Consider the following 22,026-nt stretch of genomic DNA (forward strand, 5'->3'; position numbering starts at 1 on the left):
AGGTATGGTCGAGATCCGCGAGCTGAGGTACTTCGTCGCGGTCGCCGAAGAACTCCACTTCGGCCGCGCCGCCGAGCGGCTCGGGATCGCCCAGCCGCCGCTGTCGCGGGCCGTCCAGAAGCTGGAGCGGCAGGTGGGCGTCCCGCTGCTGGAGCGGACGAGCCGTCGTGTCGCGCTGACCGGCGCGGGAGCGGTGTTCCTGCGCGAGAGCCGCGCCGTTCTGGACGCGGCCGACGCGGCCGTGCGGCGCGCCCGGCGGGCCGCCGCGCCGGGGCTCGTCCTCGTGATGAAGCCCGGCGGGGACGGCGGCGGACTGCTGCGGGACGTCCTGGACGCCTACCGCGCGCAGCCCGGCGCCGTCCCGGTGGACGTCCGGTTCAGCTTCGGCGAGCGGGCCGAGATGCTGCGCGACGGACGCGCCGACGCCGCGCTCCTGCACCGTCCGCGCAACGACCTCACCGGCCTGGCCTGGGAGGAACTGCTGGTCGAGCGGCAGGTCGTGCTGCTGCCGCCCGGCCACCGCCTGGCGGGACGCGCCGCCGTCCGGCTGGACGACCTGCGCGGCGAGCCGGCCCCGCGCTACCCCGGGTCGCCCGGCGACGCGACCGGCCCCGAGGTCACCGAGACCGGCCACCTGTCGCAGCTCGTCGCGCTCGGCCGGGCCGTGGCGGTCGTGCCGGAATCGCTTCAGGACCAGCTCCGCCGGGACCTGGTGGCCGTCCCGGTGACCGACGCGCCGCCGACGACGCTCGTCCTGGCCTGGGCCGAGGGCGCGCGGTCGCCGGAGCTGGCGGCGTTCGTCCGGTGCGCCGCCGAGGTCGCCGCCGCTAGCTGAGCAGGCGGTTCACCGCGTTCAGCACGGCGTCGTGCGGCGCGGGGGCCGCGCCCCAGGCGGTGCGGCCGTCCACGCGGCACTCGGCGTAGGCGACGCCCGAGCGGACGACGTGCTCGGTGACCTCGACGTCCGTCCCGGCGGCGCGCAGGGCCCGGACGAGCGCGGCGACCGGATCGTCCCCGGTGCCGGTGTGCTCGGCGTCGCCGATCCGCACGGTCACCGAGGCGTCCGTGGCGCCGACCACCGCGAACGGCCCGGTGACGTCCACGTACGCGGCGCGGAACAGGTCGCCGATCTCCTTCGCCGGGACCTCCGCGCCGCTCTCGTCGGCCGCCGCCTGGACGCGCCGGGACACCTCGGCCCGCATCCCGGGCGGCAGGTCGAACCCGTGCTCGGTGTCGAGGACGTACGCCACGCCTCCCTTTCCGGACTGGCTGTTCACGCGGATGACGGCCTCGTACGAACGTCCCACGTCGTGCGGGTCGATCGGCAGGTACGGGACGTTCCACGGCGCTTCGTCCGGTGCGACGCCCAGGGCGCGGGCCTGCTCGGCGTGGTGCGCGAAACCCTTGCCGATGGCGTCCTGATGCGTTCCGGAGAACGCCGTATAGACCAGGTCGCCACCGTACGGGTGCCGTTCGTGCACGCCGATCCGGTTGCAGTGTTCGACCGTCGCGCGGATGACGTCGATGTCCGAGAAATCGATCCGGGGATCGACGCCCTGCGCATGGAGGTTCAGCGCCAGCGCCACCAGGTCGACGTTGCCGGTGCGCTCGCCGTTACCGAACAGGCAGCCTTCCACCCGCTGCGCCCCGGCGAGGACGGCCAGCTCCGCGCACGCCACGCCCGTGCCCCGGTCGTTGTGCGGATGCACCGACAGGATGACGGAGTCACGACGGGCCAGGTTGCGGTGCATGTACTCGATCTGGTCCGCGTACACGTTCGGGGACGCGATCTCGACCGTGGCGGGCAGGTTGTGGATGACGGGACGGTCCGGCGACGCGTCCCACAGCTCGGTCAGGCTGTCGCACACGCTCAGGACGTAGTCGGGCTCGGTCTGGTTGAACACCTCGGGCGAGAACTCGAACCGGACGCCCGGCCGGTCCCCGGCGAGCCGCGCGACCAGCGCCGCCGCGTCCAGGACGAGCCGGTGCAGCTCGTCGCGCCCGCGCCGCAGGACGACGTCCCGCCAGGTCGGGGCCGTCGCGGTGTAGAGGTGGACGACCGCGCGCGGCAGGCCCTCGATCGAGGCGAACGTCCGCTCGATGAGGTCGTGTCGTGCGGGGGTGAAAACGACGATCGTCACGTCGTCCGGGACGGCGCCGCTCTCCACCAGGTGCCGTACGAACGCGAAGTCGTCGCGGCTGGCCGACGGATAACCGACCTCGATCTCTTTGAAGCCCATCGTGACGAGCAGGTCGAAGAAGCGGCGCTTGCGGGCCGGGTCCATCGGGTCGGCCAGTGCCTGGTTGCCGTCGCGCAGGTCCACCGGGACCCACAGCGGCGGCGCCTCCAGCCGCCGGGACGGCCAGGCCCGCTCGAACTCGGGTACCGGGACGCGGTCGTACACCGATCGGTACCGGTGGGACGGCATGGAACTCTCGCGCTGGGGATTCCAGAAGGGCGCTTCGTCGGCGACGGGCCCGTCCGGGGTGCGCAGGCTGGGGAACACGGTTCTTCCTCGCGGTCGTGGCGGATCGGACGACCGGCAGCACCGGACCCCGCGGCGGGGTGCCGGTCGGTTCAGGCCCCGCCGCGGCGACCGAGAAGAAGAACGCGCTGCGACATCGCCGGTAGGATAGGCACAACTCAGCTCCTCAGACAACCTGAGAGGTCGCCGGTGGCACCGCTCCGTCCCAGCCCGCTGGTCGAACAGGCCATCGCCCACCTGCGCGAACAGATCGCGGCGGGCCACTGGCCGGTCGGCGCGAAACTGCCCGGCGAGACGACGCTCGCCCGCGACCTCGGCGTCGGCCGGTCCACCGTCCGGGAGGCGATCCGCGCGCTCGCCGGGGCCGGGCTGGTGCGCGCGAGGCAGGGCGCCGGGGTGTTCGTGCTGGCCGCCGAGCCGGACGAAGGCTGGCAGGACCGGCTGCGCCGCGCCTCGGTCGCCGAGGTCTACGAGATCCGGATGATGATCGAGGTCGGGGCGGCGGAACTGGCCGCGCGGCGGCGCACGGACGCCGACCTCCTGGCGCTGGACCGCGCCCTCGCGGCCCGGACGGCGGCCGTCGCGGACGGCACCGACGAGCAGTTCATCGACGCCGACATCGCGCTGCACGCGGCGGTCGTCGCGGCGGCCGGGAACCCGCTGCTCGCCGATCTGTTCGCCGGGTTCGTCCCGGTGCTGCGGGACGGGCTGCTCGACCTCGTCCGGATGATCGACGCGCGGGCCGACGACGCCGTCCACGGGGCCGCCGCGCACGCGGACCTGGTCGAGGCCGTCCGCGCGGGCGACCCGGCCGCGGCGGGCGCCGTCCTGACGGCCGAACTCCGCCGCACGCTGGCCGCGCTGGACGCGTGAGGCAGGAGTTATCCACAGTCTGGACACCGGGTTCGCGCTGGTCGCCGACCTCCGTAAAGTGAACGGCGTGGAGATTGCGCCCATGCTTCCCGAGCACGCCCCCGACGTGCTCGCGATCTACCAGCACGGCATCGACGGGGGGAACGCGACGTTCGAGGACGCCGCTCCGGACTGGCCCGTGTTCTCGGCCGGGAAACTGCCCGACCACCGGTTCGTCGCGCTGGACGGCGCGGAGATGCTCGGCTGGGTCGCGCTCGCGCCCACGTCCGGCCGCGCGGTGTTCCAGGGCGTCGTGGAGAACTCGGTGTACGTCCATCCGAAGGCGTGCGGGCGGGGCGTCGGCCGCGCGCTGCTCGAAGCGGTGATCGACTCCAGCGAGCGCGCCGGGATCTGGTCGATCCTCGCCGGGATCTTCCCGGAGAACGCCGCGAGTCTGCGGCTGCACGAACGGCTCGGCTTCCGGCACGTCGGCGTGCGCGAGCGGATGGGACGGCACGATTTCGGCGGCCGGTCCGTCTGGCGCGACGTCGTGTACCTGGAGCGCCGCAGCACGGTCGCGGGCGTGGGCTGAGCCATGGACCGTTCGGAGAGCCGGCTGTTCCGGCTGCTGTGGCTGTCGGTCGCGGCGGCCGTCGCGACGATCGCGCTGAAGACCGTCGCCTACCTGGTGACGGGTTCGGTCGGCCTGCTGTCGGACGCGCTGGAGTCCGTCGTCAACCTGGTCGCGGCCGTGGTCGCGCTCGGCGCGCTGCGCTGGGCGAGCAAGCCGGCCGATGAGGAGCACCCGCACGGCCACACCAAGGCCGAGTACTTCTCGGCGGGCGCCGAAGGCATGATGATCTTCGTGGCGGCGGTCGCGATCGCCGGCACGGCCGTGGAACGGCTGCTGCACCCGCACCCGATCGACCAGGTGGGCGTCGGCCTGCTCGTGTCGGCGGTCGCGTCCGTGCTCAACCTCGCGGTGGGCCTGCTGCTGGTGCGCGCGGGCCGCCGCCATCGCTCGATCACCCTGGAGGCCGACGGAAAACACCTGCTCACCGACGTCTGGACGTCGGTGGGTGTCGTCGCGGCCGTCGGCGCCGTGGCCCTGACGGGCTGGACGACGCTGGACCCGGTGATCGCGCTGGCGGTCGCGCTCAACATCGTCCGGACGGGCGCGGACCTGATCCGCCGCTCCGGCGCGGGCCTGATGGACCGCGCACTGGACACCGACGAACAAGACCGGATCACCGAGGTTCTGGCGGCTTTCGAGCGCGAGGGCGTGGCGTTCCACGCCGTCCGCACCCGCCAGTCGGGTAGCCGGGGCTTCGTGTCGCTGCACCTGCTCGTGCCCGGCGCCTGGACGGTCCAACGCGGCCACGACAAGGCCGAAGAGGTGGAGGCGGCCCTCCGCACGGCCCTCCCGCACATCACCGTCCTGACGCACTTGGAACCGATCGAGGACCCGGTCTCCTACGCCGACACGGGCCTGGACCGCACCGACATCCCGTCCCCGTCCCCGTCCGGCGCCTGACCCCGCCCGGACACCCCGCGCGGCGCATCCTCACGCGCACCCTCACGCGCACCCTCACGCGCACCCTCGCGGGGCGTTCTCGCGGTGCGTTCCCACGGCGCGTCCTCACGGCGCGTCCTCACGGCGTACCCGCGTGGCGCACCGGCGTGGCGCACCGGCGTGGCGCACCGGCGTGGCGCACCGGCGTGGCGCACCGGCGTGGCGCACCGGCGTGGCGCACCGGCGTGGCCCACCGGCGCGGCCCGTGCCGTGCGGCCCGTGCCCGTTCTGCCCTGCCGTGCGCGCACTCGCGTGTCGCGGCGCGTGTTGGTGCGGCCGGGTGCGGGGGTTCCGTTGACGGCGCGTGCCGCCCGCCGACCGTGGTTCGTCGGCCGGACCCGCTTGCCTTCTGATGGAAGCCGCCCTCTGGGCTCTTCCGGCCTCGCGGGCGGGTTGTCGGCTCGTGCCGCGTCGGCTTGTCTCTCCCGCTGAGATCCGTGTATCGCAATGGTGCTTGGTAGGCGCTTCGGTTAACTAGCGGATCGGTTGTCTTGCGGTTGTCGACGGAGTTGGGTGACCAGTGGTAATGGATCGGATTGGTGAACTCCAGGAAGGACTGTGTTTCCGCGACGACGCGTCTCGTGATCGTTAGTGGGAATCGACATCGCTTTCCGCGTGTTTCCGAAAGAAGCCCTTCGGGGCGTCCGTCTGGGGCTACTCTCTGCGAAGAGATGTCCCCCCGAGGCCGATCGAGCGGCCTCGCGCCCCCCGTGGAGGTCGGAATGCCCTCGGAAGATGAACTCACGCGCGACCCGCTCGTGCGCGCGGTCGCGCGACTGCTCCGGGTCTACCGGGAAGACCGCGGCATCAGTCGGGCGGAACTCGCCGCAGCGCTCGGTTGCACGGCGCAGTGGATCGAGTCGCTGGAGGCGGCCCGAAAGCCGCTCAGTGAAGCGACCGCTGATGACCTCGACACGTTCTTCAAAACCCCGGCCCGGACATTCTGGACACTCTGGAAAGAAATCAAGGAAGCGGGCAAGCATCTCCTCACGCCTCCCGGCTTCCCGGCCTTCGTCCAGCGTGAAGCGCAGGCGGTCGGCATGGACTGCTTCGAGGCGCACGTCATTCCCGGACTGCTCCAGACCAAGGCGTACGCGCGTGCGGTCCTCGACACGGGGCGGCCTGTCAGCGAAATTCAGGCGCTGGTCGAGCAGCGGATGGAGCGCCAGGGGGCCCTCGTTCGGCCGCTGCCCTTGCGTGCGTGGTTCGTCCTCGACGAGGCAACCCTTCGCCGGCAGGTGGGAAGCTCGGCGATCATGCGCGAGCAGCTGGAGCACCTTCTGAGCGTGACCGAAAAGCCGAACATCCAGGTGCGGATCGTGCCGAGCAAGTCCTTCACGTGGGCCGGGACCGACGGCTCATTCATCATGCTCGAACTTCCGAAGGGTCAGCGTCTCGCGTATCTGGAGGCGCGGCACGTGGCCAGCCTGACCGATGACCCGATCATCGTCGCGGACACGGTAGTACGCTTCACCCTGGTATCGGGTGAAGCGCTTCCCATTGGCGCGTCCCGCAATGTGATCGAGAAGGCGCTGGAGGGGTACCGGTGAGCATGTCCGATTTTCCGGCTGTTCGGTGGCGCAAGGCGTCGCGCAGCAGTTCTTCGGGCGGGGCTTGCGTCGAGTTGGCGCAGGCGGCGCGTGTGGTGGGTGTGCGTGACAGTAAGGCTCCGGGCGCGGGTCATCTGACGCTGCCGGTGGAGGCGGCGGCGACACTCTTCGCGCACGTCAAGGACGGCGCGCTTGACGGCCGCTGGTAACGGTGCCACGACGATGCTGGAGGAGTACCCGGTGAGTGAGTCTGCTCTGTCAGATGTCCGGTGGCGTAAGAGTTCGCGCAGCAGTTCCTCGGGCGGGCAGTGCGTTGAGCTGGCGCAGGCTGCGCGTGTGGTGGGTGTACGTGACAGTAAGGCTCCGGGCGCGGGTCACCTGACGCTGCCCGTGGAGTCGGCGGCGGCGCTTTTCGCGCACGTCAGGGACGGTGTGCTCGACGGCCGCTGGTAAGCCCCCAACAGAGCATCCGAGGTCCCTTCCGCGCGGCGGAAGGGACCTCGTTGGCTTTCCCCTCCTGCGGGACGGGCGGCTGGCCACGGCGGCGACGATTCCGGTCGGCTCCGGATGCGTCCGGACCAACGACTCGTCACGCCGATGCCCCGGCGTCCCTACAGACAGTGGCCGGAACGCGCCACCGCCATTCCGGATGCGGCCACGCCCCCACCGGCCGGTGGGGGCGCTGCGAGCATGAGAGCCTCTCGACTCGCGGCCCAGCACAGAGCGGATGCCATGGCGAAGGTCAGGACCGGCCGTGTCGGCGGCCAGGTCGTCGTCGGCGACCACAACTGCGTCATCAACGCCGCGAAGGGCTCCACCGTGAGCGTCCACCAGGGCGGCCCGCCCCCGGTGACGCTCCGGGACGAGCCCGGCGGCGACCGGCTGCCCCGCACGGGCGCGGTGCCGCACGGCCGGGACGCGGAGATCGCGCGGGTGGACGCCTGGCTCGCCGCCGACCGGCCCGTCGAGATCCGCGGCGTGCCCGGCGTCGGCAAGTCCGCGCTGCTCCGCGAACTCGCCGAGGCCCGCCGCGCGGAGGGACGGCACGTGGTGTACCTGTCGGCGTCGGGCCTCCCGGTGGCGGACGTGCTGCGCAAGCTGTTCGTCGCCTGCTACGACGCGGACGACTACCAGCCCGACCCGGCGCGGCTGGGCCGGTTGATGGGCGCGGTGGACGCGCTGTTCCTCATCGACGACTTCGCGGGCTCGGCGGAGAACGTCGACCGGCTGCTCGCCGCCACGCCCGGGGGAGACCTGGTCATCGCGACGGGCCGTCCGTGCCTGGGCGGAAGCGGCGCGTCGCTGGAGCTGACCGGCCTCGGTGAGGACGCGGCGCTCGCCCTGATCGAGGCGGAACTGGGCCGTCCGCTGCGGGACGAGGAGGACGCGCCGGCGCGGGAACTGTGCCGGGCCGCGTCCGGCCATCCGCGCGCGTTGCGCCGGGCCGTCGACGCGGCCCGAGGCGCGGACAGTGAGTTCGGGTTCGAGCCCGACCCGGCTGTCGTGGCCCGCGCGTTGGTGGACGGGCTGGACGGCGTGGCCCGCGAGGCCCTGCTCGTGCTGTCGCTGCTGGACGCCGCGCCGCTGTCGGCCGCGCTGCTCGCCACGCTGACCGGCGCGGAGGCCGGGGACGCCGTCCGGGCCCTTGAGCGGCTCGCCGACGCCGAACTCGCCGTGCCCACCCGGGGCGCGTACCGGCGCGTCCCGCCGTCCGACGACGACGGAACCGACCGGCCGAGCCCGGCCGCGGACGACCTCGCGCTGTACTTCCGCCGGCTGGCGGACTGGGCGGCCACGGCGTCCGCGCACGAGATCGCCGACGAGGCGGCGATCGTGACGCGGCTGCTCGCGGCGGCGGTCGAGGGCGGCGAGCACGCGACGGCCCGCGACCTCGCCCGCGCCGCCGCCCCCGCGCTCCAGCGGTCGCTGCGCTGGGGGTCGTGGCGGACGGTCCTCGCACTCGGGCTCGTCGCCGCGCGGGAGCTGAACTCGGCCGACGACCTGCACTACTTCCGGCACGAGGAGAACGTCCGCAGGCGCGTGCTCGGACTGGCGGGCGCGACGGCGGGCGGCGCGGCGGCGGGGGGCCTGTTCGCGCTGTTCGGCGCGAAGGGCGGCGGCGTGGTGTCGGCGCACCCGGTGGCGTTCGGCGCGGCGACCGTCCTCGCCCTGACGATCGCCGGGCTCGGCGTGGCCGCCGCGCGCGACGACGGGCCCCCGCCGCACGTCGACCGTCCCGTGGCGGCGCCGGTGCCGTCCTGGTCGCGGACGACGCCGTCCGCGACGATGAGCCCGTCGGACGCGTGGCTGCGCCTGTCGGCCGCGTCGGTGAAGGCCGGGGCTCACTACGGGGCGCGCGTCGGCGGGATGGAGCCGGGCGAAACGGTCGTCCTCTCGTGGACCGGACCGGCGTCGGGCCGGGCCGAGACGCTCACGGCCGACCGCGACGGGACCGCCGAGGCGGACGTCCGCGCGGCGACCGACCCGGGCCGCTACACGATCCGGGCGACGGGGCGGCGGTCCGGCCGCGGCGCGTCGGCCCCGCTGACCGTCGAGGGCGCCGCGGACCTCGGCGCTCCGACGCTGCGGCTGAGCCCGTCCGCGCCCCGGTTCCGGGACCCGATCCAGGCGACCGCGTCGGGCTTCGAGCCCGGCGAAACCGTCCTTTTCTACATGGGCATGACGCGCTACGGGCACGGCGGCGCGGGCGGCGAAGCCAAGGCGAACGCCTCGGGCGTCGCGGTCGCCGTGTTCGGCGAAGGATGGGAGCCCGCGACCGGGGACCGGAACGTGACGGTCCATGCCGAAGGGCTGAAATCGAAACGCGAGGCCCACGCGACCGTTCACTACCAACTGGCGAAGGCGGTCGGACGGTTGTCCGCCCGGCCCGACCACGACCCCGTGCAACCCGGTGAAACGGTCACGATCAGCGGCACCGGCTTCGCGCCCGGCTGGAACGTCCAGTGGTACTACCCCGGCTACGGCAACGCGACGTCCGGACGCGACGACGGAACGATCGAGTTCACCCTCCGCGTGCCCGACGACGCGCGGAACGGAAGACTCCGCGTCCACATCTCACAGGAGGCGTCGGGTCGTGAGACCGACGTCACGCTCCACGTCCAGGCGGGTCCGAGCGCGACCCCGTGAGAGGAAGAGGCAGCGAATGACGGAGCGGGACTCGCGCGGGCACCGCGTGCGGATCGACGGCCCGGTGCAGCGGGCGCAGATCGTCGTCGGCGACGGCAACGACGTCGTCATGAACGCGGCGGGCGACGACACGGAGGTGCTGGCCGTCTTCGCGCGGACGGTCCGCGACCGGCTGGCGGAACTGGACCTCGGCCCGTCCGAGGACATCGCCCGGCAGATCGCCGAGCGGATCGTCGCCGAGGCGCGGGAGCCCGCGCCCGACCGGGGACGGATGCGCGCGCTCGGGAACTCGCTGCGCGCCGTCCTGGAGAGCGGGGCCGGGGGTGCCGTGACGGCCGCGCTGATGAACCTGTGGCCGTGAGCGTCCCCGTCCGGCCGCGCACCGGACGGGGACGCGCGGGTCAGCCGAGGACGTCGGGAAGGTCGTCGTCGTGGACGATCGTCAGGCGACGGGTGGGGCGGGTCAGGGCCACGTAGAGGTCCTGGCCGCCGCGTGCGGACGCCGCCAGGATTCCCGCCGGGTCCACGATGATCACCGAGTCGAATTCGAGGCCCTTCGCCTCCGACGGGGTGAGGACGACGGCGGGGGCGTCCAGTGCTTCGGGGGTCGTGCCCGCGCCGGCGTCGGGGAGGGCCGCGAGGACGGCCGCGTGGTGGGCGGGGGAGACGATCACGGCCAGGCGGCCCGCGGTGTCGTCGCCCTCGCTGAGGATCTCGCCCAGTTCGGCCATCACGAGTTCGGGGACGCGGGTGGGGAGTTCGGCGGGGGAGACGGGGATCAAGGCGGGCGGTGGGCCGTCGTCGCGGACCGGCTCCGGCGGGGTCTGGTCGGGGGCCACCTGGGCGAGGAGGCGGGTGGCCAGGCGCATGATCGCCGCCGGGGTCCGGTAGTTGACGGTCAGGCGGTGCTCGCGCCAGCGGCCCGCCACGTACGGGTCGAGCATCTCGCCCCAGGAGGCGGCGCCCGCCGCGCTGCCGGTCTGCGCGACGTCGCCGACGACCGTCAGCGAGCGGGTCGGGACGCGCCGCATCACCGCCCGCCACGCCATCGCCGACAATTCCTGCGCCTCGTCCACGATGACGTGCCCGTACGCCCACGAGCGGTCGGCGGCGGCGCGTTCGGCGGTCGTCCGCTGCGGCCCGTCGTCGGCGTTGCGGGCGGCCAGCTCGGCGGCGTCCACCAGGTCGGCGTCGACGCCCGCCGACTCCAGCACCTCGCGCGCGTACCGCTCACCGGCCGCGCGTTCGGCGGCGGCGGCGCGGGCGCGGGCGCGTTCCTCCGGGTCGTCGTCGCCGAGGCGTTCGGCGGCCTCGTCCAGCAGGGGGACGTCCGCGACCGTCCACGGCGCGGACGGGTCGCGGTGCAGCAGCTCCAACTCGGATTCAGCGAACGCGCCGCCCGCCTTGCGCAAAGCCGAGGGGTCGGCGAACAGGCCGGTCAGCAGGCGCTCGGGCGTCAGTTCCGGCCACAGCTCGTCGATCGCCGACCGGACGGCGGGCTGCTCCCACAGCATCTCCTTGGACAGCCGCACGTCCTCGGGGTCCAGGATGGGGTTCTCGTCGGCGTTGACGATCAGCTCCAGCAGCCACGCCGGGATGTTCCCCTCCCGCTTCATCTGCTCGATCGGCTCGTCGGCGAGCGCGTCGTACTGCCGCGCCCGGTCGGCCGCCAGCGCGTCCAGGATCTCGTGGACGAACATCCGCCGCTGCACGTTGTGCGCCGCCCGCAGCGCCCGCGCCCGGTCCCGCGCGCGGCGGCACGTCTCCTCGTCCGCGTGCAGCGTCAGGCCGTCCGCCTCGACGGTCAGGCCGCCGTCCGGGACGCGTTGCCGGGACCGCACGGCCGTCTCGATCAGGTCGGCCATCCGTGCGTCGCCCTTGACGACGGCGACGGCGGGCGGGTCCTCGGCGGAGGCCCGCACGCCCGGGTACAGCTCCCCGACGGTCGCGAGTGCGACGTCGGTCTCGCCGAGGCCGGGCAACACCTGCTCGATGTACCGCAGGAACGTCGTGTTCGGCCCGATGATCAGGACGCCGCGCCGCTCCAGCACGTCCCGGTAGGTGTAGAGCAGGTAGGCCGCGCGGTGCAGCGCCGCGACGGTCTTCCCCGTGCCCGGCCCGCCCTGGACGACCAGCACGCCCTGGAGCCCGGACCGGATGACCTGGTCCTGCTCCTCCTGGATCGTCGCGACGACGTCGCCCATCCGCCCGGTGCGGCCCCGGCGCAGCGCGGCCAGCAGCGCCGCCTCGCCGACGATCGCGGACCGGTCGCCGGGGCGCAGGCCGTCCAGGTCGAACACCTCGTCGTCCACCCGCCGGACGGTCCGGTCGCGCAGATGCAGGTGGCGGCGGCGCGCGAGCGTGCCCGGGTCGCTCGCGGTCGCGGTGTAGAAGGGCCGCGCCGCCGCCGCGCGCCAGTCGATGAGCAGCGGCTCGCGGTCGTCGTCGCGCAGCCCGATCCGGCCGATGTAGAAGGTGTCGCCGGGCTCCTCGGCGGTGCCGCGGTGGTCGATGCGGCCGAAGCAGAGCGCGCGTTCGACGCCGTTCAGCCGGGCGAGGCGGCGCGCGGCCTCGGCCACGACCGTCTCCCGCTCCACCTTGGCCTGGAAGCCCGCGCCGCCGCCCTCGCCGGGTCCGGCCGCGAGGGCGCGCTCGGCGGCGGCCCGCTCGGTGTCGAGACGGGCGTAGACGCGTGCCACCCGCTCCTGCTCGGTGGCCAGGGCCGCGGCACGGGCGGCTTCGGAATTATTTCCGGACGAGGGCTTGACTTGACCCGCTCGCATATGTCTGCTAATCTCCTCATCAAGCTGGGTGTGTTGTCGCTCGTCGAGACGAACTCTCAGCGTAGCATCGTCCGCGCGTACTCGATCTCTCGTGTTGAGGAAGCGGACACCCATGCACAATGTGCTGGCCATCGGCCCTGGTGAGGCTGTCCGGTGATCAACCCCGGACACCGAAAGGTCGCCCTGATGGCCGAAACGCCCCAGTCGTTCGACCGTAGATCATTCCTCGTCACGACCGGGCTCACGGCGGGCACCGCGGCGGCGGGCTCGCTGCTGCTCCCCGGAACCGCCGACGCCGCGCCGCTGCGCAGCCGAACCCTGAAGAAGAACCCGTTCACCCTCGGCGTCGCGTCCGGCGACCCGGCGCCCGACGGGTTCGTGCTCTGGACCCGGCTCGCCCTCGACCCGCTGGCCGAGAACGGGCTCGGCGGGATGCCGTCGGGCACCGTGGCCGTCGAGTGGCAGGTCGCCGCCGACGCGCGGTTCAAGAAGATCGTCAAGCGCGGCACGGCGACGGCGTCGGCCGCGTCCGCGCACAGCGTCCACGTCGAGGTCCACGGCCTGCGGCCCGGCGCCCAGTACTGGTACCGGTTCAAGACTGGAACGTACCTTTCGCGCACCGGCCACACCCGCACCGCGCCGCGCGCCGACACGTTCGGGTCCGCGCTCGCGATGGCGTTCGTCTCGTGCTCCCAGTACGAGCACGGATACTTCACGTCGTACCGGCGGCTCGCCGAGCAGCACCCCGACCTCGTCCTGCACCTCGGCGACTACCAGTACGAGTACAAGAAGGACCACTACGTGGCGCCGGGCGGCAACGTCCGCGACCATGCCGGCCCCGAGACCGTCACGCTCGCCAACTACCGGCAGCGGCACGCGCAGTACAAGGCCGACGCGGACCTCCAGGCCGCGCACGCCGTCGCGCCGTGGCTCGTCGTGTTCGACGACCACGAGGTCGAGAACAACTGGGCCGGGAACGTCCCCGAGGACGGGTCGGACACGCCCGACACCGCCGACTTCCTCAAGCGCCGCGCCGCCGCGTTCCAGGCGTACTACGAGAACATGCCGCTGCGCCGCACCTCGATCCCGCGCGGCCCCGGCATGCAGCTCTACCGCAACGTCGCGTGGGGACGGCTCGCGAACTTCCACATGCTCGACACCCGCCAGTTCCGCGACGACCAGGCGTGCGGCGACGGCAACAAGAACTGCCCGGAGGCGGCGGCGCCGAGCCGGTCCATCACCGGCGCCCGGCAGGAGAAGTGGCTGGTGGAGGGCTTCCGCCGGTCCGCCGCCCGCTGGGACATCCTCGGCCAGCAGGTCTTCTTCGCCCAGCGCGACAGCGACGCCGGCCCCGCCAAGATCACCAGCATGGACGCCTGGGACGGCTACGTCGCGTCCCGCGCCCGCATCACCAAGGGCTGGGTGGACGCCAAGGTCCGCAACGCCGTGGTGCTCACCGGCGACGTCCACGCGCACTGGGCGAGCGACCTCAAGCTGAACTACGACGACCCGCACTCGAAGACCGTCGGGTCGGAGCTGGTCTGCACGTCGATCACCTCGGGCGGCGACGGCAAGGACTCCAACCCCGCCGACCACCCCTACCTCAAGATCAACCCGCATTTGAAGTTCTACAACAACCAGCGCGGCTACGTGTTCACGAAGATCGGCAAGGACGAGATCAAGGCCGACTTCCGGACCGTTCCGACCGTCCGGAACCACGACGCCGCCGCGTCCACCAAGGCCACCTTCGTCATCCACGACCGGGTGCCCGGCCTCCACCGGACGTACCTGCGCCCGTACGAGACGGTGCGGGCCGCCGACCGCCGCTCCGACGACCAGATCATCCGCGAGACGATCGCGAACGAGACCGAGCCCGCCTGATTCACTCCGGCCGGGGATGCGGATCGGAGAAGATCGCGTCCAGGTCGTAGGCGACGGGCACCTCCAACTGCTCGTACGTGCAGGACTCCGGCACACGGTCGGTCCGCCAGCGGCGGAACCGGGCCGTGTGCCGGAACCGGTCGCCCTCCATCGCGTCGTAGGCGACCTCCACCACCAGCTCGGGCCGCAGCGCCACCCAGTCCAGGTTCTTGCCGCCCGACCAGCGCGACACCGCGCCGGGCATCCGGTCCGCCGTGGCCTCGGACTGCCGCGCCCACTCCTCCCACGGATGGCCGGTGAAGTCGTCCATCCGGTAGGGGGCCAGCTCGTCCACCAGCTCGGCGCGGCGCTTCATCGTGAACGACGCGGACACGCCGACGTGCTGGAGCCGCCCGTCGGCGTTGTAGAGGCCGAGCAGCAGCGACCCGACGATCGGGCCGGACTTGTGCCAGCGGAACCCCGCGACCACGCAGTCGGCCGTGCGCTCGTGCTTCACCTTGAACATCAGCCGCTTGCCCGGCTGGTAGCGCAGGTCGAGGGGCTTGGCGATGACGCCGTCCAGGCCCGCGCCCTCGAACGTCTCGAACCACCGCAACGCCAGCGCGTGCGAATCGGACGCCGGGGTCACGTGGACGGGCGGGTTCGCGCCGGCCAGTGCCTCGGTGAGCCGTCTCCGCCGTTCGCCGAGCGGGGCGTCCATCAGGTTCTCGTCGCCGAGGGCGAGCAGGTCGAACGCGACGAACGACGCCGGGGTCTCCTCCGCCAGCAGCCGGATCCGCGACGCCGCCGGATGGATGCGCTGCTGGAGCCGGTCGAAGTCGAGCCGGGTGCCGTGCCGCATGACGATCTCGCCGTCCACGACGCAGCGCTCGGGCAGCTCGCGTTTCACCGCCTCGACGACGTCGGGGAAGTAGCGGGTCAGCGGCTTCTTGCCCCGGCTGGCCAGCTCGACCTCGTCGCCGTCCCGGAAGACGATGCACCGGAAACCATCCCACTTCGGCTCGTACAGGACGTCGCCCTCCGGCATCGTCGCGACGGCCTTGGCGAGCATCGGTTCGAGCGGCAGGCTGATCGGCAGGTCCATGCGTCCATCCTGCGCCCTGCCACCGACAGAACGCGGCACCGGGGCTGGGCTAACCTTGCAGGTCATGCGCCGTCTCCTCCCGTCGCCCGCCGCGTCCGTCGACCCCTACGACGAGTACGGCGCGGACGTCCCGCCGCTGCGGATCGGAATGGTCGCGAGCCTGGACGGGACGGTCACCGACGCCGAGGGCTGGACCGACGGGCTCGGCGGCGCCGCCGACTTCCGCGTGTTCCGCGTGCTGCGCGCTCTCGCCGGAGCGATCCTGGTCGGGGCGTCGACCGTCCGGACGCGGCGGCTCGGCCCCGCGCGGCTGAGCGCCGAGCTGCGGGAGCGCCGGGGCGGCCCGCCCGCGCCGATCGTCGTCGTGAGCCGGTCGCTGGACCTGGACTGGACGCTGCCGCTGTTCACCGCCGCCGAGACGCCGACGCTGGTCGTGACGTGCGCGTCCGCGCTGTCCGGCCGCCGGCTCCCGGTGCCGGCCGTCGTGGCGGGCGACGACGCGGTGGACCTCGGCGCGGCCGTGCGTTCGCTGCGCGACGACCACGGGCTGGACCGGCTGCTGTGCGAGGGCGGTCCGGCCCTGACGACGTCGCTCGTGCGCGCCGGGCTGGCCGACGAGCTGTGCCTCAACCTCGCGCCCGCGCTGCACGGCAGCGCGCACCATACGCCCCTTCTGGGGGCCCTGGACGCCGAAGTCCCGGTACGTCCGGCCGCCGTCTACGAGGACGACGGCGTCCTGTTCCTCCGCTACCGGCTGCGCTGATCGGCCGCGACTTCGCCGGAACCGCCGTGCCCGGCCCCCGCCGCGCGGCACACTGGCCCTCGGCGCCGCCGGGAGGGAGGGCCGTGGACGTCGCCGCGCTCATCGCCTGGCTGCTGACGGCCGCCGCCGGCGTGCACCTGCTGTCCCGGCTCGTCCGCGACGGCGGGCTGCGCGGCCCGGCCGCGAAGGTGACCCGTCATCCGCTGCTGCTGCTCGGCGGGCACCCCCCGGCCGCGCTGGCGGGCTTCGTGCTGTGGGCCGTCCACCTGACCACCGGGACGCGCTGGTGCGCCTGGGCGGCCTTCGCCGTCCTCGTCGCCACGGCGCTACAGGGCTTCGTCCTGTTCACCCGCTGGCTGGTCGGCCACGACGGGCGCCACGCGCGCGGCGCGACGTTCCCGGCGGCGGCCGTCCTCATCCACGGCCTCGGCGCCGCCCTGACGCTCGTCCTGGTCCTCGCGACCGCCGTCCGCGCCTGACGCCGTCAGCGGGGGAGCCAGGGGGACGGGGGGTGGTGCGCGGGGGGCAGCCAGGTCCAGGGCTGGGTGGTGCGCTTGCCGTCCGGATCCCACGGGAAGGCGTTCGCGTCGTCGGGCCAGACGAGTTGCAGGAACGGGAGCGGCGGACGGCGGTGGAACGACACCGCGCCGGGGAACAGCGGGCGGTACCAGCGGGCGTCGACCGAACGGAAGACCGCGTCGTGGCCGCGCACCGTCTCGGGGCGGCGCTCGCCGTCCAGGGGGCCGGCGCCGGCGGCGGACGCGCGGCCGAGCGTGTTCAGGATCTCTTCGGTCTCGTAGACGTCCGCGCCGAACATCGCCAGTTCGGGGGCGCGGTGGCTGTGCCACAGGCCGATCGTGTACGCCCAGCCGGGCCGGTCGCGCTCGGGCTGGACGAGCACGACGCTCCAGCCGTACTCGCTGATGTGGACGATCGTCCGCAGCAGGAACGTGTCCATCCGGTGCCGGTCGCCGTAGTCGTGGCACAGCACGCAGTTGCAGGGCGGACCGCCGGGGGACATGACCGAAAGCTTACGGTCGGCGGGTGAACGCCCGCCGTCCGGGACGGCGCTACAGGCCGAGCACCGCCGGATCGCCCGCGAGGCTCCGCAGGCGCCCGGCCGGATCGGGGACGAGCCGCCGCTCGGCCAGGTCCAGCAGGCCGCCGACGCCGGTCACCTCGGCGGCGACCGTCCCGTCGGCCTTGACGATCTCCTGGACGATCCGGAACGTCTTTCCGTTTCCGCCCGTGAACCGGCAGCTCACCGTCACGGCGTCGCCGCCGCGCAGCTCCCGCCGGTACTTGACCGTCGTCTCCAGGACCACCGGCCCGACCCCGCTCGCGCGCAGCTCGTCCAGGCCGACGCCCGCCGCGCGCAGGCACTCCCAGCGGGCGTGCTCGGCGTACTGGAGGTAGACGGCCTGGTTGAGGTGGCCCTGCGTGTCGAGTTCGTAGCCGCGGACGGCGACGGGCACGGTGAAGACGTCGGACATGCCCCTCACTCTAGTATTTCCTACCAATCCACTTCAGAATTCCTTAAGCTGGGCGGCCTAGCGTGGCCGGACGTCACGCGACGTCGGGACCGCGGGCGGGGCGTGCCGTCCGCGCGCTGCGGAAGGACGGTCCGGTGAACGACCTGGACGAGCTGAAACGCCTGGTGACGGGCCACACCGTCGTCACCGAGCCGGACACCGGCGACGTGCTCGCCCGCATCGTCGCCGACGCCGGCGACGAGCCGGGATCATGGCCGCACGAGTGGATCCGCGCCGGCGAGGAGCACGACGCGGCCGGCGAGCCGCTCGCCGCGCTCCAGTGCTACCTGCGCGGACGCTTCCCGTTCGTGGACGGCCCCGGCCGCAAGCGCGCCCAGGCCCGCGCCGTCGAGGCGTTCGACCGCTGGCGGCGCGACCGCGGGATCGAGCCGGAGGCCGTGGCGGTCGACGGCGTCGACGTCCGCGTCTGGACGACCGGGCTGTCGCGCGAGGCGCCCCGGCCGCTGCTCGTCGTCGTGGGCGGGCTGCAGAGCCCCAAGGAGCTGTGGGCGCCGATCCTGCCGCGCGTCGCGGACCTCGGGCTGGCCGGCGTCGTCGCCGAGCTGCCCGGCGTAGGGGAGAACCCGCTGCGCTACGACTGGGAGACCCCGCACCGGCAGTTCTCGGCGATCCTCGACGCGTTCGCCGACCGCGCCCGCACGGCCGAGACGTACCTGCTCGCGTCCGGGTTCGCCGGGCACGCGGCGATCCTCGCGGCGCTGCGCGACCCCCGCATCCGGGGCGTCGTCGGGAACGGTCCGCCGGTCGACACGTTCTTCACCGACCCGGTCTGGCAGGCCGGGCTCCCGCGCTCCACGCGCGACACGCTCGCGCACCTGACCCGCGTGCCCGCCGAGGAGGTCTTCGAGCACCTGCGCGACTGGCCGCTCGGCGAGGACGACCTGCGCTCCCTGACCGTCCCGCTGGCGATGGTCACCGCGCGCCGCGACGAGATCGTCCCGCCGTTCGACTTCGACCGGATCCGCTGCGCGACGCCCGAACTCCGCCTGGTGGAGCAGGACGACGTCCACGGCACGCCGTCCCGGCTCGCCGAGGTCCGCGCGTGGAGCCTGCGCGAGGTGCTGCGGATGTGGCCCGGCGCCGACCCCGCCGACCGCGCCCGCCTGGAGGCGGAATGGACGGCCGTCCGGTAGGAATCGGGCATGGAGACCCCCAACATCGCCCGCATGTACGACCAGTCGTCTGCCGAGCGTGCATGACGACGGGTCTGTCGAAGGCCGCGGTGGTGTTATCCCGCGCCCGCGAGTAGCAGCGCGGACGCGATCGAGGGAATGAGACAGCAGGTCAGCCACCAGGAGCCGATGTTCTTGTGGAGAATTCCGCGAAAGATCGCAATGGCGACGAGTCCGATCAGGGCCGACCAGACATAGATGATCCACGTATAAACGTTACTGAGGCGCTCCATTCCTGACTCGTGCTCGTCGAGGAACATTCCCGTGAGCAGGGCGACGAAAACCGACACGCCAAACCCTGCGACAAGGGAAATGTATCCCACTGCTGAACGTAGTATTGCGGACATTCGGGGATTCAAAATCGCCGCCCTCTTTTCCTGGGCAACCCGCTTCCGGCGAGAGGTCCACGACCTCTCGCCGGAAGCGGGCAACCAGATACTCGATCCTACTGGACCACTTGAGTCTTCTTGTAGCCACAAACGGCTGGAGCGCCGAAAGCGGCTAGGCACATGGCGGCGACGGCCGGGTGGTTGAACATGAGCCGGGCACCGTAGTGATGCCATCCGGCACTGTCGTAGTAGAAATCTTCCTGGTACACCTGATGTGAAGGCATCCGGACATGCCTGCCGTAAACCCAGTGTTCTCCATTTTTATAAAACTCCAGCCACATCCTGTACTCGATGCTGGTGATGTAACAGAAGGGGTTTCCCACGCCATGGTCGATGAAGATCCTGGCGTACTTGCCGGTGTTCTTTGACGCCTTGAAGGTGATTCCTGACACCGAGGCCGTCTTGGTGGCGTAGGTCGGAGCGAGTCGGTGGGTGGAGTGGACGTCGCGGTAGGCGAAGTTCTTCTTGTCCTTCCAGTCCAGGTTGATCGCCACACGGGTGCGGTATTTTCCGGTGTTGTGTCCTACTCCGCGGCCGTCTCCGGCGTACCACTGGCCTTTGAGAGCCAAGCAAGCCAGAGCCGCACCCGGAATGACATGGACCTTGGCGGAGGGAATGTAGGTTTCGTAGTCGACCCAGGTCGATCCCTTGGTGAGTCCCTGGGCGCCGACCTCGGCCGACCGGGCCTGAATGGATGTCTGTGACGGCGTGCCGAGTCCCGCGAGGGCGGCGAATTCGTCGACGGTCATTGCGGGTGGGCTGATGACAACGTCGTTGAGGACGGAATTCGGATCTTCGCCGCCGTCGTCCGTTGTCGCCGGACCCGCCTCGACCTGAGTGGATGCGCTAGGTGCCGGAGTCGGCGTCGTGGGATCGTCGATGGGCACGCCGTCCCCGGTCTCCACTGCTGGAGGGTCGTCGGGGAAAGTGCCGGCGGGCGGGTCCGCGGGAGCGTCCGGCGAGTTCTCGTCGTCGACCTTTTCGGGGACTTCCGCGCCGCCGGTCGCCACGGTGAACGTGGCTGACTGCCCGAGTGCGGTCGTGGTCGAGGCCCGGCTCAGCGGGACGTCCACGACTGTTCCGTCGTCGGCGGCGATCCGGTGTTCGAGAGTGCTGTCAATGGGCGGGACGTCGGTGCCCGGCGGATCCGATGCCCACTTGATGTCAGTTCCCGATGCGGAGGTGACAACGGTCATCGGAGCGACTTCCGATTGGGGGTCCGGCGCCGTGGCAAGGATCTTGCCAAGGTAGCTGATCGTGGTTCCGGGTTCGACGGCCGCGAGGATCAGGGTCCGGAAGGTGGGTGCGGGCATGGGCAGGTTCGTGGAGGTCGAGTTTCCGCGCCAGGCCACCTCTTCGTTTCCGGCGTCCATGAGAACGTACTCACCGGCTCCTTGCCGAGGGCGCCAAGCGAGCTTCAGGGTGCCGTCAGCGACTTCGGCGGTGATGTCGTGCTGCGGGTCGGCGTAGTAGGAGAAGGCGTCGACGGAGATGGTGACGGGCGAGGTACCGCTGTTGTGGATGACGGCTTTTCCGTCACCGCCCAGGCGGGCGGTGGTGAAACCAGTGGTCGGCCTCCCCGCGGCGTAGGCGACGGTCTCGACGGCGGTTTCGTTCGTGCTGGAAGGAGTTACGCTCAGGGCCCCGGTTCCCGCGCTGCTGGCGGTGACGTTGATCCCGACCGTGGACGTTCCCGAGTCCGGAATCCCCGCTTTGCCGCGGGGCGCGAGAGCGTAGTCCCCGTTCGCGGGAATCGTGACGTTGCCGGCGAGCCGGCCAGGTTGGAGCGTGACGATCGTGGCGCCCTGCTTGAGCGCCTTGGTGAAGTAGCCGACGACGTCCACCGAGACCTCGACCGCGCCGCCGCTGAGGTTGTGGACGTTGATCCTGCCGTCTTGGCCGATCTTGGCGATGGAGAAGGTCTGGGCGGTGATGTTCTGCGGATAGTCGACGTTGGCGTCGGCGGGCCACACGTCACCGGCAGCGTAAACGCGGACAGTGCCGGTCTGTTCACCCTTGAGGGTCAGTCTCACCGCGACGGCGTCGACGCCGGAGGCGGGAACTCCCCCTTCGCCGAGCGGGGAGAGCTCGAAGTTCCCCATGGACGCGATCTTGGTCTTGTCGACGAGGCGGGCGGGCGGCAGGCCATTGTAGGTGCTGCCGGGCGCGCTTCCCGGCGTCGACAGGGCGTAGCCGTGGACGTCCAGATACACCCGGACGGGCTGGTCGCTCTTGTTGGCGACCTTGATCTTTCCGTCCGCCCCGACCTTGGTGATCACCATGTTGGAGGCGTAGTAGTTCGGGTTGTAGCTGACGGCCGTCGCTGTCGGCTCCTGCGCCCCCGAAGGGTAGATCGTCAGGGTGCCGTTGTTGAACCAGTCCCCCTTGGCGCCGATGTTCAATGCCACGGAGGAGATGTCCGCTGTGGGAAGGCCGCCCTGGCCGGTGACCTGGATGGTGGTGGTTCCACGGGCCGGTACCTGCGCGTTGTCCATGATGCGGACACGGGTCGGGTAGAACTGCCCGGCTTCGGGTGACGCGCTGATCGGCGAGTCTTCGGGGCTCGCCGCCGCGGGTCGTGCGGTGGCCGTCTCGGTGGCGGCGACGGCCGAGGCTAGCCCGGCGACCAAGAGGCCGGCCACAAGGCATGCCCCTAGCCTGTGGCCGCGCGAATGGTAGTGCATGGAAACCTTTCGAGGTCCCCGCTGGGAGGACAGAAGGACAAAACGCCCAAACAGGGCGTGGTGGGTGCAGAACGTAGCGGAGTTCCTCGTCGCGATCAATCGCGATCCT

General features: G+C 72.1%; 20 protein-coding genes. 13 read left to right on the top strand and 7 right to left on the bottom strand.

From position 1 onward, the window contains the following. Positions 1 to 4 precede the first annotated feature (4 nt). Complete coding sequence (locus tag BTM25_RS25790) at positions 5 to 835, top strand: LysR family transcriptional regulator (protein ID WP_103565610.1); 831 nt, start codon at positions 5 to 7, stop codon at positions 833 to 835. On the opposite strand, the gene BTM25_RS25795 is transcribed toward BTM25_RS25790, so the two are convergent. Then, positions 828 to 2,429: a 2-isopropylmalate synthase gene (locus BTM25_RS25795; protein WP_103565896.1), complete on the bottom strand. Its 1,602-nt coding sequence runs from the start codon at positions 2,427 to 2,429 to the stop codon at positions 828 to 830. The two genes, BTM25_RS25790 and BTM25_RS25795, sit on opposite strands and share 8 nt — an antisense overlap. Positions 2,430 to 2,675: 246 nt before the next feature. On the opposite strand from BTM25_RS25795, the gene BTM25_RS25800 reads away from it, so the two are divergent. The 8 genes from BTM25_RS25800 (at position 2,676) to BTM25_RS25835 (ending at position 9,969) form a co-directional block, all read left to right on the top strand. Further along, the gene (locus BTM25_RS25800) at positions 2,676 to 3,359 is read left to right on the top strand and encodes a FadR/GntR family transcriptional regulator (RefSeq protein WP_103565611.1); all 684 of its coding nucleotides are present in this window, start codon (positions 2,676 to 2,678) and stop codon (positions 3,357 to 3,359) included. A 67-nt stretch (positions 3,360 to 3,426) separates the two neighbouring features. Further along, on the top strand, positions 3,427 to 3,930 hold the full coding sequence (locus tag BTM25_RS25805; RefSeq protein ID WP_235828655.1) for a GNAT family N-acetyltransferase: 504 nt from the start codon (positions 3,427 to 3,429) through the stop codon (positions 3,928 to 3,930). Between the two features lie 3 nt (positions 3,931 to 3,933). Next, positions 3,934 to 4,872: a cation diffusion facilitator family transporter gene (locus BTM25_RS25810; protein ID WP_103565613.1), complete on the top strand. Its 939-nt coding sequence runs from the start codon at positions 3,934 to 3,936 to the stop codon at positions 4,870 to 4,872. Positions 4,873 to 5,633: 761 nt separating this feature from the next. After that, positions 5,634 to 6,461 (top strand): helix-turn-helix domain-containing protein, encoded by an 828-nt coding sequence (locus tag BTM25_RS25815; RefSeq protein ID WP_168212243.1) that lies wholly within the window; start codon positions 5,634 to 5,636, stop codon positions 6,459 to 6,461. Positions 6,462 to 6,463: 2 nt separating this feature from the next. Further along, complete coding sequence (locus BTM25_RS25820; RefSeq protein WP_103565897.1) at positions 6,464 to 6,670, top strand: DUF397 domain-containing protein; 207 nt, start codon at positions 6,464 to 6,466, stop codon at positions 6,668 to 6,670. 13 nt (positions 6,671 to 6,683) lie between these two features. Further along, entirely contained in the window at positions 6,684 to 6,914 is a 231-nt protein-coding gene (locus BTM25_RS25825) for a DUF397 domain-containing protein (RefSeq protein WP_103565616.1), read from the top strand. Positions 6,915 to 7,193: 279 nt separating this feature from the next. Further along, the gene (locus BTM25_RS25830; protein WP_103565618.1) at positions 7,194 to 9,608 is read left to right on the top strand and encodes a hypothetical protein; all 2,415 of its coding nucleotides are present in this window, start codon (positions 7,194 to 7,196) and stop codon (positions 9,606 to 9,608) included. Positions 9,609 to 9,624: 16 nt separating this feature from the next. Further along, the gene (locus BTM25_RS25835; protein ID WP_103565619.1) at positions 9,625 to 9,969 is read left to right on the top strand and encodes a hypothetical protein; all 345 of its coding nucleotides are present in this window, start codon (positions 9,625 to 9,627) and stop codon (positions 9,967 to 9,969) included. A 40-nt stretch (positions 9,970 to 10,009) separates the two neighbouring features. Here BTM25_RS25835 and BTM25_RS25840 read toward each other — a convergent pair whose 3' ends face one another. Beyond that, entirely contained in the window at positions 10,010 to 12,391 is a 2,382-nt protein-coding gene (locus BTM25_RS25840; protein WP_103565621.1) for a HelD family protein, read from the bottom strand. A gap of 186 nt (positions 12,392 to 12,577) precedes the next feature. Here BTM25_RS25840 and BTM25_RS25845 point away from each other — a divergent pair, with 186 nt between their 5' ends. Beyond that, positions 12,578 to 14,272: an alkaline phosphatase D family protein gene (locus tag BTM25_RS25845; RefSeq protein ID WP_103565899.1), complete on the top strand. Its 1,695-nt coding sequence runs from the start codon at positions 12,578 to 12,580 to the stop codon at positions 14,270 to 14,272. A 1-nt stretch (position 14,273) separates the two neighbouring features. Here BTM25_RS25845 and BTM25_RS25850 read toward each other — a convergent pair whose 3' ends face one another. Continuing rightward, complete coding sequence (locus BTM25_RS25850) at positions 14,274 to 15,356, bottom strand: ATP-dependent DNA ligase (RefSeq protein ID WP_103565623.1); 1,083 nt, start codon at positions 15,354 to 15,356, stop codon at positions 14,274 to 14,276. 64 nt (positions 15,357 to 15,420) lie between these two features. Here BTM25_RS25850 and BTM25_RS25855 point away from each other — a divergent pair, with 64 nt between their 5' ends. Both BTM25_RS25855 and BTM25_RS25860 read left to right on the top strand, forming a co-directional pair. Further along, positions 15,421 to 16,119: a dihydrofolate reductase family protein gene (locus BTM25_RS25855; protein WP_103565625.1), complete on the top strand. Its 699-nt coding sequence runs from the start codon at positions 15,421 to 15,423 to the stop codon at positions 16,117 to 16,119. An 83-nt stretch (positions 16,120 to 16,202) separates the two neighbouring features. Continuing rightward, positions 16,203 to 16,598, top strand: a complete 396-nt coding sequence (locus tag BTM25_RS25860; protein ID WP_103565626.1) for a hypothetical protein — start codon at positions 16,203 to 16,205, stop codon at positions 16,596 to 16,598. A gap of 5 nt (positions 16,599 to 16,603) precedes the next feature. Here the strand turns inward: BTM25_RS25860 and BTM25_RS25865 are convergent, their stop codons facing one another. Both BTM25_RS25865 and BTM25_RS25870 read right to left on the bottom strand, forming a co-directional pair. Then, entirely contained in the window at positions 16,604 to 17,140 is a 537-nt protein-coding gene (locus BTM25_RS25865; RefSeq protein ID WP_103565628.1) for a DUF4262 domain-containing protein, read from the bottom strand. 49 nt (positions 17,141 to 17,189) lie between these two features. Then, positions 17,190 to 17,612, bottom strand: a complete 423-nt coding sequence (locus BTM25_RS25870; RefSeq protein ID WP_103565629.1) for an acyl-CoA thioesterase — start codon at positions 17,610 to 17,612, stop codon at positions 17,190 to 17,192. Between the two features lie 134 nt (positions 17,613 to 17,746). Here BTM25_RS25870 and BTM25_RS25875 point away from each other — a divergent pair, with 134 nt between their 5' ends. Then, entirely contained in the window at positions 17,747 to 18,805 is a 1,059-nt protein-coding gene (locus BTM25_RS25875) for an alpha/beta hydrolase family protein (RefSeq protein WP_205648270.1), read from the top strand. A gap of 95 nt (positions 18,806 to 18,900) precedes the next feature. Here the strand turns inward: BTM25_RS25875 and BTM25_RS25880 are convergent, their stop codons facing one another. Then, the gene (locus tag BTM25_RS25880; RefSeq protein ID WP_146059152.1) at positions 18,901 to 19,167 is read right to left on the bottom strand and encodes a hypothetical protein; all 267 of its coding nucleotides are present in this window, start codon (positions 19,165 to 19,167) and stop codon (positions 18,901 to 18,903) included. Between the two features lie 122 nt (positions 19,168 to 19,289). Continuing rightward, positions 19,290 to 21,875, bottom strand: a complete 2,586-nt coding sequence (locus BTM25_RS25885) for a hypothetical protein (protein ID WP_146059153.1) — start codon at positions 21,873 to 21,875, stop codon at positions 19,290 to 19,292. Positions 21,876 to 22,026: the final 151 nt, after the last annotated feature.

Source organism: Actinomadura rubteroloni (genome assembly GCF_002911665.1).
Taxonomy (GTDB): domain Bacteria; phylum Actinomycetota; class Actinomycetes; order Streptosporangiales; family Streptosporangiaceae; genus Spirillospora; species Spirillospora rubteroloni.

Excerpts from the sequence above, each read along its gene's own strand:
- BTM25_RS25790 (WP_103565610.1), top strand. The coding sequence starts at position 5 with ATGGTCGAGATCCGCGAGCTGAGGTACTTCGTCGCGGTCGCCGAAGAA.
- BTM25_RS25795 (WP_103565896.1), bottom strand. The coding sequence starts at position 2,429 with ATGCCGTCCCACCGGTACCGATCGGTGTACGACCGCGTCCCGGTACCC.
- BTM25_RS25810 (WP_103565613.1), top strand. The coding sequence starts at position 3,934 with ATGGACCGTTCGGAGAGCCGGCTGTTCCGGCTGCTGTGGCTGTCGGTC.
- BTM25_RS25815 (WP_168212243.1), top strand. The coding sequence starts at position 5,634 with ATGCCCTCGGAAGATGAACTCACGCGCGACCCGCTCGTGCGCGCGGTC.
- BTM25_RS25820 (WP_103565897.1), top strand. The coding sequence starts at position 6,464 with ATGTCCGATTTTCCGGCTGTTCGGTGGCGCAAGGCGTCGCGCAGCAGT.
- BTM25_RS25825 (WP_103565616.1), top strand. The coding sequence starts at position 6,684 with ATGCTGGAGGAGTACCCGGTGAGTGAGTCTGCTCTGTCAGATGTCCGG.
- BTM25_RS25830 (WP_103565618.1), top strand. The coding sequence starts at position 7,194 with ATGGCGAAGGTCAGGACCGGCCGTGTCGGCGGCCAGGTCGTCGTCGGC.
- BTM25_RS25835 (WP_103565619.1), top strand. The coding sequence starts at position 9,625 with ATGACGGAGCGGGACTCGCGCGGGCACCGCGTGCGGATCGACGGCCCG.
- BTM25_RS25840 (WP_103565621.1), bottom strand. The coding sequence starts at position 12,391 with ATGCGAGCGGGTCAAGTCAAGCCCTCGTCCGGAAATAATTCCGAAGCC.
- BTM25_RS25845 (WP_103565899.1), top strand. The coding sequence starts at position 12,578 with ATGGCCGAAACGCCCCAGTCGTTCGACCGTAGATCATTCCTCGTCACG.
- BTM25_RS25850 (WP_103565623.1), bottom strand. The coding sequence starts at position 15,356 with ATGGACCTGCCGATCAGCCTGCCGCTCGAACCGATGCTCGCCAAGGCC.
- BTM25_RS25855 (WP_103565625.1), top strand. The coding sequence starts at position 15,421 with ATGCGCCGTCTCCTCCCGTCGCCCGCCGCGTCCGTCGACCCCTACGAC.
- BTM25_RS25865 (WP_103565628.1), bottom strand. The coding sequence starts at position 17,140 with ATGTCCCCCGGCGGTCCGCCCTGCAACTGCGTGCTGTGCCACGACTAC.
- BTM25_RS25870 (WP_103565629.1), bottom strand. The coding sequence starts at position 17,612 with ATGTCCGACGTCTTCACCGTGCCCGTCGCCGTCCGCGGCTACGAACTC.